This window comes from Bradyrhizobium sp. USDA 4369, assembly GCF_054056435.1.
Genome location: NZ_JBSRYH010000001.1, coordinates 6,795,880 through 6,810,539, shown reverse-complemented (window position 1 = coordinate 6,810,539; position 14,660 = coordinate 6,795,880). Strand labels below are relative to the sequence as shown.

The following is a 14,660-nucleotide window of genomic DNA, read 5'->3' as shown; positions in this document are numbered from 1 at the left end:
AGTTCAACCGGTCGCCCGGCCCGTCTCTGTTCAGCCTCGAAGACGGAAGGCAGCCGCGCCGTTGTCCGGCGTCTCGCCCCGTCTTCTTCGCCGGCGCGCGCAGCCCGTCCGCTGCCCGCTCCGCCTCACGTCTCAACGCTTCACGTTCTCAACGCCTCACGCTCTCGACGCGCCACGCTCTCAACGCGCCAGGCGCGCCATCCTGCTCCCGTCTCGCTGCAGGGGAGGCCCCACATCTAGTGGGTTCCCCCGGAGGACGCCGTCCGCCTCCGTCCCGGCGTGGGACAGCCGAGGCCGCGCACGCCGGGCCTTGTGGCCGGATGGCGTGGTTGTCCTCGAACCCTTCTGGGAAGCGGCCGGCGAGACTTCAAACGCGATCAAGCGCCGAACCGGGCCGGAAGCTAGGACGACTCCGCTCTGCCCGTCAAGGACTAGTACGAGTTCCTAAACCAAACACTAAATATGGGGGAAAGCGGGGGATAACAGGGCATTTGCCGGTATCGTGATGGCCGTAACTATCGGCGAGTCCTCGCGGATTCGAAACCGAAAAAATTTGCCGGCGATGTCATCCACAGGGCTTCGCCCCGCTGTTCACAGGGCAGGAATTTATTCGTCTGCGAACGATGTGTTCCGGTTGCATCGGCGCGACTCACGGCCGCTGACGGGCTGGTGCGGGGCAGGCATGCCCCACAATCCCTGGTGTGGCCGGGAAAACGCCGGCAAGCTGCGGCTCCTGCACACCGCGCCGGTGATTCCATGACAGACACGCCGAAGGCCAGCGGGCGGATCACGCCCGCCGGGCTGATGTTTCTTGCCGTGACCTCGCTCGGCTGGGGCTTCAACTGGCCCGTCACCAAGCATCTGGTCGGCGTGCTGCCGCCGCTGACGCTGCGCGGCAGCACCGGGGTGGTCGGCGCGGCGCTGCTGGCGCTGCTCGCGATCGTCAGAAGCCAGAGCCTAGCCGTGCAGCGCGAGGTCTGGCCGCGGCTGATCATCGCCGGGCTGCTCAATGTCACGGTGTGGATGGTGCTGATGGGGCTGGCGCTGCTGTGGCTGCCGGCCGGCGAGGCGGCGCTGATCGCCTATACGATGCCGGTCTGGGCGTCGATCCTGGCCTGGCCGATCCTCGGCGAGCGGCCGACCTGGCTGCGCGTGCTCGCGCTGCTGCTGGCCTTCGCCGGGCTCGCCGCGCTGATGGGCGGCAACGGCCTGTCGGCCAGCCGCGACAAGCTGCCGGGCATCCTGATGGTGCTGGGCGGCGCCTTCGGCTTTGCGCTCGGCACGGTGCTGGCGAAGAAGCTGCCGATCCGGCTGCCGCCGCTGTCGGCGGCGGCCTGGCAGATCGGCATCGGCTGCGTGCCGATCGTGCTGGTGGGCGTCGTCATCGAACAGTCCGACTGGACCAGGCTCGATCAGCTCGACTGGGCGCTGATGTTCTACTCGACGGTGATCCAGTTCTGCGTCGCCTATGTCACCTGGTTCGCGGCGCTGGCGCGGCTGCCGGCCTCGGTGGCGGCGATCGGCACCATGGCCGTCCCGGTGATCGGCGTGGTCGCCTCGGCGATCGCGCTCCGCGAGCCGCTGGGGGCCGGGCAGGTGGCCGCGCTGGCGCTTACGCTGGCCGCAGTGGCGCTGGCGACGCGGGGCTGAGCGCCCGCCGCACCATCTGCGCGAGCTCGGCGCGGCGATACGGCTTGGTCAGCAGCAGCGCCTCCGAGAGCAACTGGCCGTGCTCGAGGATCGCATTGTCGGTATAGCCGGACGTATAGAGCACGCGGACCGATGGGCGCTTGGCCTGCACCGCCTCCGCCAATTGCCGGCCGCTCACGCCACCGGGCATGATGACGTCGGTGAACAGTAGCTCGAACGGCTGGTCGCCATCGACGATCGCCAGCGCCTCGCGGCCGCGCGCGGCCGACAGCGTCGTGTAGCCGAGGCCCTGCAGCTGGGCCAGCACGAAGCTGCGCACCAGCGGATCATCCTCGACGACGAGGATCGTCTCATGGCCGGTCGGCAGCTCGGTGTCCGGCTCGGCGGCGATCTGCAGCGCCGCCCGCGCCGGCGGCAGATACAGCCGGATCGTGGTGCCGCGATGCTCCTCGCTGTAGATCTTGACGTGCCCGCCTGATTGCTTGGCGAAGCCGTAGACCATGCTGAGCCCGAGGCCGGAGCCCTTGCCGGCCTCCTTGGTGGTGAAGAACGGCTCGAAAGCGCGGTTCTGCACCTCCTGCGGCATGCCGCTGCCGGTGTCGCTGACGGCGACCATGATGTAGCGGCCCGGCACCACGCCCGGATTCGCGGCGGCATAGGCCGCGTCGAGCGCGGCGCTCTGCGTCTCCAGCAGCAGCTTGCCGCCATCTTGCATCGCGTCGCGGGCATTGATCGCCATGTTCACCAGCGAATTGGCGAGCTGCGCCGAATCGACATGGGCGATCAGTTCCTCCTCGGCGAGAATGGCCTTGACCTCGATCTGCTCGCCCAGGGTCGGCCGCAGCAGCTTGGCGATGTCCTGCACGGTCGCATTGACGTCGATGTCGCGCGGCCGCAGCGGCTGTTTGCGCGCGAAGGCCAGCAGATGGCGGATCAGTTCGGTGCAGCGGTCGGCGGCCCTGCTGATCAACGCCGCCAGCTCGGCCGCCGCCGGGCGATCCTGCACCGTGTCGATCAGCACCTCGATCGACCCGGTGATGATGGTCAGCATGTTGTTGAAGTCGTGCGCGACGCCGCCGGTGAGCTTGCCGATCGCGTCGAGCTTCTGCGCCTGCTGCAGCAGGCGCTCGGTCTCGTGCACTTCGGTGACATCGTGATACACCAGCACGGCACCGCTGATCGTGCCCGCGGAATTGCGCAGCGGCCGCCCGCTCACCATCAGCCGGGCCTGCGCACGACCGTCGGCCGGCTTCACCACCATTTCGCGGCGATCGAAGGACAGGCCGCGCAGGGCGGTCGCGATCGGCAAGTCGTCGGTCGGGATCGGCGTGGTGCCGTCGCTCGCGAAGAACCGGTTCTCGACCACGATTTCGGCGAACGTCTTGCCGGCTCGCGTGGCGAGAAAGTCATCGATGGCCGGGTTCGACAACACGATCGTGCCGTCCGGATCCACCACCAGCACGCCTTCCGCCATGCTGTTGAAGGTGCTCTCCAGAATCGCCGAGGATCGTCTCAGCTCGTCATAGGCGACAGCGAGTTCGGCCACGTTGCTGCAGGGCCTGGGCCTCGAGCGACATTGCTGTGGCCTGCGATCGGCTGAGCGACGAGCGCAGCGTCCGATCCGACACGTAGGCGCGCCGAATGAGGTAGGCCGCGATCAGCAGCAGCACGCCGACCCCTGCCAGGTCGATCATCAGCAGCCACGCGCCGGTGCGCTGCGAGGTTTCCGTGCGCGCCGCGAGCAGCCGCCGCTCCTCTGCATTGAAGGCGTCCAGCGTCGCGGTGATCGTCGCCATCGCCGCGCGTCCGGGCCCCCCTGCGAGCAGGTTGTCGAGCGCTGCCTGATTGTTCGCGGCGCGAAGCTGGATGAGCCTGCTCGACAAATCGAGGCGGCGCTTCACCACCTCGTCGATGGATGTCAATCGGGTGACCTGGGCCGGATTGTCGTTCACCGCGTGCAGCAGATCCGCGAGTGCCGCGGGAACCTGTTGTCGCGCGTCCTGGAACTCGGCCACGAAACGATCGTCAGCAGTGAGCGCGAAGGCACGCGAGGCGCTCTCGACCTGGCGCAGCAACAGCCGCAGATCGGACGATTTTTGCAGCACTTCCATGGTGTGATCGACCAGGGCTGCGTCATCGCGCGACTTCAGGTCGAGGGCCACGGAGGCGGATCCCACCGCAAGCAAGGTTCCCAAACCCAGGCCGATCGCCACGCGCCGGCGTATCATGGCAAGAGCTCTTCAGCGCGCTGCGCGTTGGATCGATCAAGCATTGTTGTGATGGAGCGCTCGCCGCCTCTGCGCAGCTAATAAGGCTATTAGGAGTGACGATTCCTAAGCAATATAGGGCGCTCTGCCAATTCTTCTTTGCGGTTCCATGCCGATTATCCAGAGCCGGCGCCGATCTCAATTCGCAGCGTGCTGGTCGGGCATCAGCCCGCGAGAGCGCCGCCGACGGCGGCGGGCGGTCCGGCATCCGCGCTCGACAGCAGCGCCAGGCGGACCATCTGCGCGAGCTCGGATTTGCGATAGGGCTTGGTGAGGGAAGCAGCGCGTCCTGATCGAGGCCGCCATGCTCGATCATGGCGTTATCCGTGTAGCCGGACGTGTAGAGAACCTTCATGCCGGGCCGTTGCCGCAGCGTCTCCTCGGCTAGTTCCTTGCCGTTGACGCCGCCGGGCATGATGACGTCGGTGAAGAGAAGGTCGAAGGTCTGCCCGGCCTCGATCTTCGCCAGGGCTTCGACTCCGGTCGATGCCGTGATGGTCCGGTAGCCCAGGCTCTGCAGTTGCGCGACCACGAAATCCTGCACCAGCGGATCGTCCTCGACGATGAAAATCGTTTCGGTGCCGCGGGGCGGCGGCGGATCAGGCGCCGCCGGGGCTGCGGGTTGCCCCTTGGGTGCGGGAATATAGAGCCGGATCGTGGTGCCCTTGCCTTCCTCACTGTAGATCTTGATGTGACCGCCGGATTGCTTGACGAAGCCATAGACCATGCTGAGCCCGAGGCCTGAGCCCTTGCCAGGCTCCTTGGTCGTGAAAAACGGCTCGAACGCGCGATCACGGACCTCGGTCGACATGCCGGTGCCGGTATCGCTGACGGCGACCATGACGTAGGTCCCGGGCTCCACGCCGGCATTGGCGGCGGCATAGGCCTCATCAAGCACGACCCGGCGCGATTCCAGCAGCAGCTTGCCGCCATTGGGCATCGCGTCGCGGGCGTTGATGGCCATGTTGACGAGTGAGTTGGCAAGCTGCGCCGAATCGATATGGGCGATCAGCTCTTCCTCGTCGAGGATCGAGTTGATTTCGATCTGCTCACCGAGGGTCGGTCGCAGCAGCTTGGCGATGTCGAGGATCGTGCTGTTCACGTCGCTGTCGCGCGGATGCAGCGGCTGCTTGCGCGCGAAGGCGAGGAGGTGGCGGATCAGCTCTGTGCAGCGGTCTGCGGCCTGGCCGATCAAGGCTGCGGTGGCGGCGGCAGCCGGGCGGTCTTGAACCTCTTCGGCGAGGGTTTCGATGGTGCCGGTGATGATCGTGAGCATGTTGTTGAAATCATGCGCCACGCCGCCCGTGAGCTTGCCGATCGCGTCGAGCTTCTGCGCCTGATACAGCAATCGCTCGGTCTCATGTGCCATCGTGATGTCGTGATAGACCATCGCCGCCCCGGTGATGGCGCCGGCGGCGTCACGCAACGGCCGGCCGCTCACCATCAACCGCAACAACTCGTCGCGCTCTTGCAGATGGACGATCAGCTCCCGACGGTCAAACGCCTCGCCGCGCAGGGCGCGCGGCGTCGGCAGGTCATGACCTGCGATCTGCGTCACGCCGTCGCTTTCATAGACGCGAAGCCGGGCTCGGACTTCGGACAGCTTCCTGCCGGGACGGTAGCCGAGCAGACGCTCGACGGCGGGGTTCGAGAATACGACCGTGTCGGCGGCATCGATCACCAGCACGCCCTCGGCCATGCTGTTGAAGGTGCTTTGCAGGATCTCGGCGGAATGGCGCAGCTTCTCATGCGCCGCCATCAGATCGCGGTGCTGTTCCTCGGCCTTCTCGGCCAGCGAGACGGCTTCGGCCTCGGAACGGAGCAGGGAGGCGCGGAGCGTGCGGTCGTCCTGATAGGTGCGTCGGACGAGGTATCCAGCGATGAGCAGGAGCACCGCAAGCCCGCACAGGTCGATCGCGAGCAGCAGGGAGCCGGTCGCCTTGGACGTCGCCGTCCGCTGCGCCAGCAGCTGTCGCTGTTCGGCAACGAAGCGATCGAGATTGGCCGTGATCGTGGCCATGATGGCGGGGCCTTCGGCGCGACTGCCAAGCGCGTCGAGCCCGGCGCGATCCGACGCCGCGCGCAGACGGATCAATTCGGCGGCGAGATCAACCCTCCGGTCGATCAGCGCGGCCGTCTCGGCAAACAGGTTCTTCGCGGTGGGACTGTCCGCCGCGCTTCGCTGCAGATCGGACAAAGCCGTGGGAATTTGTGCCCTGACGTCGTTGAACTCGGCGTTGAACTGCTCCGCGCCGGTGAGCCCGAAACCGCGTGAGGATGCCTCCACCTCGCGCAGGAGCAACCGCAGATCGGATGCCTTCTGCAGAATGTTGAGCGATGAATCGACCCAGGCTGCGTCATGGCGCGACTTGATGTCGAGCGCCGTCGATGCCGCTCCGATCGCAAGCAGAGTTCCCAGCCCGAGCCCCAATGCGAGGCGATGGCCGATCATCCGGTGCGCCCGCTCAGCGACATATCAACCCGGAGGGTGGTCGAATGCCGCTGGCGCCTCTTCCGGGCAGCAGGGTGGAGTTGATATTCGATGCAGCGATGACGTCTTGGCAAGGTGCGCCTCCTTGATGGAAAGTCCGGGCGCGTTCGACGGCGATAGGCGCAAACGCTGAATCGCCGCGGGTGAGAAGGCGCGGGACGGCAGAAACAGTCTGTGCATCGGCAGCAGAGCGATACCCTTGCGAGCAGCCCGTTCCCTGAGGAAAGAAGAATCAAGGCTGAAATCGATATTGGACCTGTTCGCTGAATTCATCTGCACGCCGGACGGCACAATGTGGAAATTTCGTTCAAAATCAATCTGCGACGTGGCGGCCTGGACACACAACGCGCAACGATGAGGCACGAACAACTATGAGGCACTGCTACACGCGACAAGGCGGCGGGTGATCACCCCGCCGCCTCTTTAGAGCAGTGCCGTCGTTGCCGGACGCTTACGGGCAGGGATGACGCAGGCCGTCATAGCCCAGATAGGTGCCCGACGCAGGATCGTAGGACCGATAGCGCCGCACGCAGTAGCTCGGGTCGACGCCTTCCGTCCCGACGACGGCGACAGGCGCAGAGTCGTCATAATAGGAATAGTCGTTGTAGTAGTCCGATCCGTAATAATACGGGTCGTTGTAGTAGGCATAGGAGCTGCCCAGTGCGCCGCCGATGAAGGCGCCCGTCGCTACGCCCGGCCAGAAGCCGCCGCCGCGATGATGCCAGCCACCGCCATGTCCGCCATGCCAGTTGCCTCCGCCGCCGTGCCAATTGCCGCCGTTCCAGCCGCCACGGCCGCCACCGCCATTGTTGATGGCAACGTTCGCGCCAGCCGCCGGACCACGGCCGGCAAAGACGTTGGCGCCGCCTGCTGCGGCCCGGCCGGCAAAACCGCCGCCGCCCATGCCGCCGGGCCCAGGACCCGCCGAGAAGCCGCGACCGCCACCGCCGATCGCACCCCCTCCACCGCCCATGGCGCCGCGGCCGCCACCGCCGCCGATGGCGCCACCGCCATGGCCACCGCCACCGATGGCTGCGCCGCCACCGCCGGTGTGACCGCCAGGACCAGGGCCTTGCGCAAAGCTCGTGCTTGCTGCCGCAAGCGGCAGGACCAGCGCCACGGCCGCTACGGCGCTCAATGTCTTCAGGTTGGTCATCGATGTCGCTCCATCAGGGGAAAAGGATCTAACCGCAGGCGGGGGATCTCGTTCCCCGTGCCGAACCGGCCGGATCGCCGCGGCCGGCAGCACTGGACCGGCAACACTGGACAAGTGGCGGGCGCGGTGGCATCAGAGCCGGGATCTTCACAACACCGGCCCGCGCGCATGAAACAGTTCTTCCTGAAGCTCTTCACGTGGTGGAACGGCCAGACGTTCGGCACGCAGCTGTGGACCTGGCGGTTCGGCGAACTCGTGGGCCAGGACGGGCAGGGGAACCGCTATTACCGCACGGCCGGCGGCAAGATCGATCCGGTCCTGCATTTCGAGCGCCGCTGGGTGATCTATAACGGCCTCGCGGAAGCCAGCCGTATCCCCCCGGAGTGGCACGCCTGGATGCACCACATGGTCGACGTGCCGCCCTCCGAGGACGGCTACAAGCCGCGCGAGTGGGAGAAGCCGCACCAGCCCAATTTGACTGGGACGCCGCTCGCCTATCGTCCTGCTGGATCGACCCTGGCCAGCGGTCGCCGCCCGAAGGCCACCGGAGACTATCAGCCCTGGACGCCCGGCAGCTGATTCGCCGCAGCCGCTGACCGTGGAATTCGACCCGACCGTCCGGACCTCCGGGCGGTCTTTTCTTGTGGGCAACCTCGGGCGCTCGGCGCTAGCCTGCCGTCCTCGCGAGCCGGCTGGCTGCGCGTTCGGCTGCCTCGACGCGACGCGTCCGGAATGGCTCGATCCGTTCAAGCATCCGTGACAGCACCTCGGGTGGCGCCGTGTCCGGCGAACCAGCCGAGAAGGGCGGCGCGGGATTGTATTCGAGCCGGAGTTGGATGGCTTCCGCCGTTTGCCGGTCGAACAGTTGCGACACGACGGTCAGCGCGAAATCGATGCCGGCGGTGACGCCGCCGCCGGTGATGCGGTTGCGATCGATGCAGACCCGCTCGGTGCTGACAGTGGCGCCGAACAATGCGAGGCACTCGCGCGCGCTCCAATGGGTCGCGGCCCGATAGCCGTCGAGCAGGCCGGCGGCGCCAAGCGCCAGCGAGCCGGTGCACACCGATGTGATGTACCTGGCGCCGGCAGCCTGGCGACGAATAAAGCCGATCACCTCGTCGTCGTTGAGAATGGCGTCCACGCCGAAGCCGCCGGGGATGCAGATGATGTTGCTCTGGGGACAGTCCGCGAAGGTCGTCGTCGGCAGCAGCGTGAGCACGGAATCGGTGGGCACAGGCTCGATCGTCTTCCAGGCCAGATGCAGCGTCGCGCCGGGCACGCTGGAAAACACCTGCACGGGACCGGTGAGATCGAGCTGCGTCACATGGGGAAAGAGGACAAAGGCAATGGAAAGCGGTTCGGCCATGGCTGCGCTCGCTGCGATGAGGGTTGACGGCGATCATCCTGCATGATCCGGTGTCTGGCTCATATGCCTAAGTTCCCTCGTTTCCGGACAAGGCGGCCGTGGAGCTCCCAGATGATCGGCGTCCTGATCTTCCCGAGTTTCCAGCTGCTCGATGCCGCCGGGCCGATCTCGGTGTTCGAGATCGCGGCGCGCTATGCACACGCTGTCCCGGCGCTCCGGGTAATCGCGGCGCAGCCGGGGCCGGTCCGCTCCTCGTCGGGCGCCGAGATGCTGGCGCGCAAGTTCGGCCCGGCGTCGGCGCTCTCGACATTGCTGATTGCCGGCGGCGACGGCGTGGAGGCGGCGAGCCGCAATTCCTGCACGATCAACTTCGTCCGGAAGGTCGCGCAACGCGGCACCCGCATCGCGAGTGTCTGTTCCGGAGCGTTCGTGCTCGCTGAAGCGGGCCTGCTCGACGGCCGGCGCGCCACCACGCATTGGCAGCGAACGCGGCAGTTCCTGCGCAGCTATCCGAATGTGAGGCTGGAGCCGGACAGCATCTATGTTCGCGACGGCCAGGTGTGGAGCTCGGCCGGGATCACGGCCGGCATCGACCTCGCGCTGGCGATGGTGGCCGAGGATCATGGCGAGGAGATCGCCCAGATGACGGCGCGTCAGCTCGTGCTGTATCACCGCCGCAGCGGCGGCCAATCGCAATTCTCCTCGCTGCTCGAACTGAAAGCGCCGAGCGGCCGCTTCGCCGATCTCCTGATCTGGGCGCGCGAGCATCTCGATGCGCCGCTGACCGTCGATGATCTCGCCGAGCGTGCTGGCATGAGCACACGGCATTTCACCCGCGCCTTCGTCGCACAGACCGGCACCACGCCATCCAAGGCGATCGAACGTCTGCGCCTCGAGGTCGCGCGCGATCGCGTTCAGGCCTCGCACCAGCCGATCGAGCTGGTCGCCGAAGCCACCGGCTTTCGCGATCCCGAGCGGATGCGCCGGGCGTTCATTCGCGCGTTCGGCCAGCCGCCGCAGGCGTTGCGGCGGGCGGCGAGGGCGGGATAGTCTCACCCAGTCAAGCGCGGAGATGGCGTGATGGCCGGCAATTCCATGGGGTTTGGAGTCATCTTCCCATCCCCCTATGTGATCGAGCTGTCCAGGCTGCGGCAGCAGCTCGAGCAGGCGCATCTCGCTTGGGCCATCGAATGGAAACGGCAGCAGCAGGCGTTCGTGATCGAGAACATCCGATTCGCGCACGACCCGCGCTGGAACGAGCGCGTCTTCAGCCTGCAGGCGGCGCGCGACGGCAAGACCTGGGTGTGGCGGGCGACCCGCATCATCCTGACCTGCAGCGGATTGTCGGTCTGAACAGTGGCGTCTGCCGAAGGGATTTGCGGCAGGTGTTCAGCTCAGACGGCTCATTCCCGTGCCGGGCTGACGAGGTCCTTATCGCCGTCGACGGTTGACGGCGGCTTGCGCAGCCGTTCGGCGAACGGCCGCAGCAGCTGTGGCGCGAGGTGGATCGGAAACTGACTCATCGCGAAATACAGCCAGGTGGTGCCTGGGATCGCGCCTTCGGTCGCCGCCAGCATCAGCCCCATGTTGCGCAGCGAGACCATCATGCCCAGCGCCATCGCGCGTTCGCGGCCACAGCGGCGGAACAGCAGCATGGTGGTCCCGAGCAGCAGGAAGAACACAGCGAAGGCGAGCGCTGCGAGGCCCAGCATGCGCAACGGAGTTGCGACGAGGTCGGCGAGCACATGTGCCATGATCGCGGACGCGAACACGAACAGGATGCAGATGTTGAACCCGTCGATCGGCGCCCGATGGCGGCGCACCGCCGTCAGGCCGAAGGCCAGGCGGATGAGCGTGGCGACGACGCCGGCGCCGGCGAGAATGCCGGCCAGCTTCAGCCCGAGCGTTGCGGGTGACAGCGCCAGCGTCTGGCCCAGGAAGACATAGGCGAAGAACGGGGCCGTCAGCGGCACGAGCGCGGTCGAGGTCACCAGCGTGATCAGCACCAGCGTCGCGTCCAGCCCCATCAGGGCGGCGAGCGCGGGCGAGGCCATCATTGGCGAGGCGGTCGCCTGCAGCATCAACGCGAGATGCAGGTCAGGGGTGGCGGCCTCGATACCGGTGATGCGCGTGAGCGTGCCGACCAGAAGCGGCACGGCGATCGTGGTCCAGGCGGTCGCGGACAGCACCAGCAGCGGCCGGCGCAGATGCGCGCGCAGCATCGCGACGTCGACGCGCATGAAGGAGATGCAGAGCAGCAGGAAGATTGCTTCGGTGACGTAGGGACGCAGCAGCTCGCCGAGCGGCGGCACCGCGATCGCGGCCAGGAGCACGGCGACGATCGCGCGCGTGCCCTGATTGCCGAGCCAGCTCAGGGCCCGCAGCGGAACAGCGAGTGGCCCGGAATATGGCATCGGATGTCCGAACGATGTGAATCAAAGAACGCGCGAACCATGAAGTGGCCGCGCGCTCCTGCAAAGTCACATCTCTTTACCGATGATGACCGGCGACGGCCCCCTGATCGATCGGGGGCGCCGACCCTGGGCTATTGCGCCGTCGAGCCGCCCAGCACGATCTTCTCATTGAGCTTGAAATCGACGGTCTGCACCGTCTGGTCGATCTCGGTATTGGGCATGCCGAGCTGCTGGGCGATCAGCTTCACCAGCAGGTCGACGCGCTCGATGAACGGCGCGCCCGCGGCCACGGCCCGCGCAGCCGAAGACGGCTTCAGCAGGCTCTCGGCCGCCTTGGCGTACTTCTCGAACGGCACCTGATCGCTCGGATCGGCACCGAGCTTGCGCGCGATCGCGTCGACATGCTCGTAGATCGCTTTCGAGCGGGCGAGATCGCCGTGCACGGCGTCGCGGATCGCCTGCGGCTCGCCGCGCGTGATGCAGCGGTAGTTGCCGGTCAGCAGCATCGACCATTTCGCCAGCGGCACGAACAGCGAGTCGAATACCTTCAGCTTCACCGGCACGTCATGGCCGTCGAGCGTCACGGCGTCGATATCGCGCTCCAGCTCACGCAGCAGCGCGGTGTGCGTCTCGTCCGCGAAGGCGGCGGCCTTGAAATTGGTCGGCAGGCCGACATGCAGCACGTTGGCAGCTTCCTCCGGTGGGCGGAAGGCCTGCGGATCCGGCGAGCACAAGGTCACGAGGCCCGGCGTGAAGCGCTCCCAGACCGCAGCGTTGGTATAGGCCTCGTCGAGATCGCTGTTGGCCAGCGCCGGAATGCGCTTCAGATAGGGCAGCGGCGGCATGTTCATGATCGACAGGCAGGGCAGCTTCGCCTCGGCGATCTTGACCATCAGCATGCGGATCGTGTGGTTGGCGTATTGCGGCTCCTGCATTGCAAGGCCGACGAGGTCGTAGCGCGACAGATCGACTTGATCCGGCGAGGCGGCGTCGAGCTTGCCGGGCAGATCGCGCGAGAAGATCGAGCGGTGCGCCGGTTCGTCGCGCAGCTTGATGCGGACCTCGGTACCCTCGCGATTGATTAGCTCGGCGGTCTTCTTGCGGCAGACCAGCGTGACATTGTGGCCGGCCATCAACAGCTTGGTGCCCAGCAGGGAGCCATAGGAGGCCCCGAGAATCAGAATATTGCGTGCCATACCTTGGTCTCCCCAGAGATCGGTTTTGCGTGCGAGATTTTTTTATTGGTGGTCCAGTCGCACCGAAGTGTCCGTCGGACGCTCCAAGGAGCGGACGGAGGCGGCAAGCCTTGCCTCGGCTGCTGGCATACCAGAGCTTCATCACATGGAATGAGCCGTCTGGCAAGTGCAGCGCACCCGAGGCGGGGCAGTGCCGGCGGTTGTCCGGGCGAGCCGGACAGGCGCGGGCCGGTCGCTTCAGCTCAGAGCCATGTAGCGGCCGGGCTTGTGGTTGATCGCGATGATGATGTTGACGATCACGATCCCCAGGATCGACAGCGCCAGCCTGTTTGCCGGGATGACGAAGAACGCGCCGAGCATGATCAGGATGTCGACCGCGAGCTGGAAATAGCCGGCGCGGATCTTCCAGTGTTCCTGCAGATAGAGCGCCAGGATGTTGATGCCGCCGAGGCCCGTGCGATGACGGAACAGCATGAGAAGCCCGGTCCCGGTGAGGCCTGCCCCGATCACCGTGGCATAGACCGGGTCGATACGGCTGATGTCGATCCAGTCTGCTGTCAGGCGCGAGAACACCGCGACAAGGCCGACCGCGACGAAGGTGCGGATCGTGAACGGCCAGCCCATGCGCTTGATCGCCAGCACATAGAAGGGCAGGTTGAGCAGGAAGAAGCTGATCCCGAACCCATAACCGGTCACGTAGCTCAGCAGCAATGACAGGCCCGCGGTGCTGCCGACCAGCAGCACCGTCTTGCTGTAGATCAGCATGCCCAGCGAGACGAACAGCGTGCCCAGGGTCAGCGCCATCACATCTTCGTAGAGCTTGTGACGCTCCTGCACCACCTCAGCCACGCCGTCGGTCCTCAATCTGCAGCGAGGTCAGAGCGCCTTGAACAGTCCGGCGACGCGTGCCACGTCCGCAAGCTTCAGGCCGGCGATGTTGATCCGGCCGGAGGTCGGCATGTAGACGCCGTGCTTCTCGCGCAGGGCCATGACGTCAGCCGGCGTCACTGGCAGCAGCGAGAACATGCCCTCCTGCCGGCCGATGGCCAGGGAGTTCGACCAGCGGTCGCCCAGCGCCTCGGCGAATGCGCCTCGCAGCGTCGCCAGACGTTGCCGCATGGAGTCGAGCTCGCTGCGCCAGTCGTCGTAGAGGTCCGGCGTGCCCAGGATCGTCTTCACGATGGCCGAGCCGTGGTCCGGCGGCATCGAATAGCTGGTGCGGGCGATGGCGACGAGATTGGAGCGCGCGGTCTCGGCCGCGGCCTGCGCGGCAGCGACGGCGTAGAGCGCGCCGGTGCGCTCACGATAGAGACCGAACGATTTCGAGCAGGACACCGCGATGAGCGCTTCGGGGATGGCTGCGATCATCGCCCGCAGGCCGGCGACGTCGCCGTCGAAGCCGGCGCCAAAACCCTGATAGGCGGAATCGATCAGCGGCACGAGCCCGCGCGCGGCGATCACGGCGGTGATGCGTGCCCAATCCTCGGCGCCGAGCGGGGCCCCCGTCGGATTGTGGCAGGAGGCATGCAGCAGGACCGCATCGCCGGGCTCGGCGCGCTGGAGCGCCTCGATCATGCTGTCGAGCTGCAAGCTCTGCGACGGGACGTCGAAATAGGGATAGGTCTCGATCTTGAGTCCGGCGGCGGCGAAGATGCCGGCATGGTTCGGCCAGCTCGGCAGTCCAAGCCAGATCTTGCCGGTGCCGGCCTGGCGGATCAGATCGGCAGCCAGCCGCAATGCGCCGGAGCCGCCGGGGGTCTGCACGCCAGCAGCATGCACCGCAGAGGCGTTGCCGCCGACCATGGTCCAGAGCAGGTCGAGGTAGGTCTGGTCGCCTTCAGGCGCCACATAGGCCTTGCTGCTCTGGCTTTCCCAGATCAGGCGCTCGGCGGCCTTTACGGCGCGGAAGATCGGCGAATGGCCGGCTTCGTCGCGATAGACGCCGACGCCGAGATCGACCTTGTCGGCCCGCGGATCGGCTTTGAAGATGCCGATCAAAGCGAGCAGGGGATCGTCGGGCTGGCGGCTCAGGCGTTCGAACATCGGGGCAATCCTGTCGGGAGTAGGGCCCACCGGCCAGTCATGGGCCGTCCTCGCGGGCGACGGGACACTATCTTGGT

11 protein-coding genes and 2 pseudogenes are annotated in these 14,660 nt (G+C 66.5%); 4 read left to right on the top strand and 9 right to left on the bottom strand.

What is annotated here, in order from left to right; genetic code table 11:
• Positions 1-756: 756 nt before the first annotated feature.
• Positions 757-1,650, top strand: coding sequence for a DMT family transporter (locus ACVIJ6_RS30855; protein ID WP_456775793.1), 894 nt, complete (start codon positions 757-759; stop codon positions 1,648-1,650).
• Here the strand turns inward: ACVIJ6_RS30855 and ACVIJ6_RS30850 are convergent.
• The 4 genes and pseudogenes from ACVIJ6_RS30850 to ACVIJ6_RS30835 form a co-directional block, all read right to left on the bottom strand.
• A pseudogene (locus ACVIJ6_RS30850) lies at positions 1,613-3,878 on the bottom strand (CHASE3 domain-containing protein). The gene ACVIJ6_RS30855 and the pseudogene ACVIJ6_RS30850 sit on opposite strands and share 38 nt — an antisense overlap.
• 203 nt (positions 3,879-4,081) lie before the next feature.
• A pseudogene (locus ACVIJ6_RS30845) lies at positions 4,082-6,369 on the bottom strand (CHASE3 domain-containing protein).
• 24 nt (positions 6,370-6,393) lie between these two features.
• Positions 6,394-6,777 (bottom strand): hypothetical protein, encoded by a 384-nt coding sequence (locus tag ACVIJ6_RS30840; protein ID WP_456775792.1) that lies wholly within the window; start codon positions 6,775-6,777, stop codon positions 6,394-6,396.
• Positions 6,778-6,859: 82 nt separating this feature from the next.
• The gene (locus ACVIJ6_RS30835; protein WP_456775791.1) at positions 6,860-7,564 is read right to left on the bottom strand and encodes a BA14K family protein; all 705 of its coding nucleotides are present in this window, start codon (positions 7,562-7,564) and stop codon (positions 6,860-6,862) included.
• A gap of 168 nt (positions 7,565-7,732) precedes the next feature.
• Between ACVIJ6_RS30835 and ACVIJ6_RS30830 the strand changes: the two genes are divergently transcribed.
• Entirely contained in the window at positions 7,733-8,143 is a 411-nt protein-coding gene (locus tag ACVIJ6_RS30830; RefSeq protein ID WP_456775790.1) for an NADH:ubiquinone oxidoreductase subunit NDUFA12, read from the top strand.
• Positions 8,144-8,231: 88 nt separating this feature from the next.
• Here the strand turns inward: ACVIJ6_RS30830 and ACVIJ6_RS30825 are convergent, their stop codons facing one another.
• On the bottom strand, positions 8,232-8,930 hold the full coding sequence (locus ACVIJ6_RS30825) for a DJ-1/PfpI family protein (protein WP_456775789.1): 699 nt from the start codon (positions 8,928-8,930) through the stop codon (positions 8,232-8,234).
• Positions 8,931-9,041: 111 nt separating this feature from the next.
• Between ACVIJ6_RS30825 and ACVIJ6_RS30820 the strand changes: the two genes are divergently transcribed.
• Together ACVIJ6_RS30820 and ACVIJ6_RS30815 are read left to right on the top strand one after the other, a co-directional pair.
• On the top strand, positions 9,042-9,980 hold the full coding sequence (locus ACVIJ6_RS30820) for a GlxA family transcriptional regulator (protein ID WP_456775788.1): 939 nt from the start codon (positions 9,042-9,044) through the stop codon (positions 9,978-9,980).
• 30 nt (positions 9,981-10,010) lie between these two features.
• Positions 10,011-10,283, top strand: a complete 273-nt coding sequence (locus ACVIJ6_RS30815; protein WP_456775787.1) for a hypothetical protein — start codon at positions 10,011-10,013, stop codon at positions 10,281-10,283.
• A 50-nt stretch (positions 10,284-10,333) separates the two neighbouring features.
• Here ACVIJ6_RS30815 and ACVIJ6_RS30810 read toward each other — a convergent pair whose 3' ends face one another.
• The 4 genes from ACVIJ6_RS30810 to ACVIJ6_RS30795 all read right to left on the bottom strand — a co-directional run bounded on the left by ACVIJ6_RS30810 (position 10,334) and on the right by ACVIJ6_RS30795 (position 14,583).
• A complete protein-coding gene (locus tag ACVIJ6_RS30810; RefSeq protein ID WP_456775786.1) occupies positions 10,334-11,344 on the bottom strand; it encodes a Na+-dependent transporter in 1,011 nt (336 codons plus the stop codon).
• Positions 11,345-11,475: 131 nt separating this feature from the next.
• Complete coding sequence (locus ACVIJ6_RS30805; protein ID WP_456775785.1) at positions 11,476-12,540, bottom strand: ketopantoate reductase family protein; 1,065 nt, start codon at positions 12,538-12,540, stop codon at positions 11,476-11,478.
• A gap of 237 nt (positions 12,541-12,777) precedes the next feature.
• Positions 12,778-13,389, bottom strand: coding sequence for a YitT family protein (locus ACVIJ6_RS30800; RefSeq protein ID WP_456775784.1), 612 nt, complete (start codon positions 13,387-13,389; stop codon positions 12,778-12,780).
• 27 nt (positions 13,390-13,416) lie between these two features.
• Entirely contained in the window at positions 13,417-14,583 is a 1,167-nt protein-coding gene (locus ACVIJ6_RS30795) for an amino acid aminotransferase (RefSeq protein WP_456775783.1), read from the bottom strand.
• Between the last annotated feature and the right edge of the window lie 77 nt (positions 14,584-14,660).

What these genes read in the sequence shown, in the direction of transcription:
- ACVIJ6_RS30855 (WP_456775793.1), top strand. Translation starts at nt 757, where the DNA reads ATGACAGACACGCCGAAGGCCAGCGGGCGGATCACGCCCGCCGGGCTG.
- ACVIJ6_RS30835 (WP_456775791.1), bottom strand. Translation starts at nt 7,564, where the DNA reads ATGACCAACCTGAAGACATTGAGCGCCGTAGCGGCCGTGGCGCTGGTC.
- ACVIJ6_RS30830 (WP_456775790.1), top strand. Translation starts at nt 7,733, where the DNA reads ATGAAACAGTTCTTCCTGAAGCTCTTCACGTGGTGGAACGGCCAGACG.
- ACVIJ6_RS30825 (WP_456775789.1), bottom strand. Translation starts at nt 8,930, where the DNA reads ATGGCCGAACCGCTTTCCATTGCCTTTGTCCTCTTTCCCCATGTGACG.
- ACVIJ6_RS30820 (WP_456775788.1), top strand. Translation starts at nt 9,042, where the DNA reads ATGATCGGCGTCCTGATCTTCCCGAGTTTCCAGCTGCTCGATGCCGCC.
- ACVIJ6_RS30815 (WP_456775787.1), top strand. Translation starts at nt 10,011, where the DNA reads ATGGCCGGCAATTCCATGGGGTTTGGAGTCATCTTCCCATCCCCCTAT.
- ACVIJ6_RS30810 (WP_456775786.1), bottom strand. Translation starts at nt 11,344, where the DNA reads ATGCCATATTCCGGGCCACTCGCTGTTCCGCTGCGGGCCCTGAGCTGG.
- ACVIJ6_RS30805 (WP_456775785.1), bottom strand. Translation starts at nt 12,540, where the DNA reads ATGGCACGCAATATTCTGATTCTCGGGGCCTCCTATGGCTCCCTGCTG.
- ACVIJ6_RS30795 (WP_456775783.1), bottom strand. Translation starts at nt 14,583, where the DNA reads ATGTTCGAACGCCTGAGCCGCCAGCCCGACGATCCCCTGCTCGCTTTG.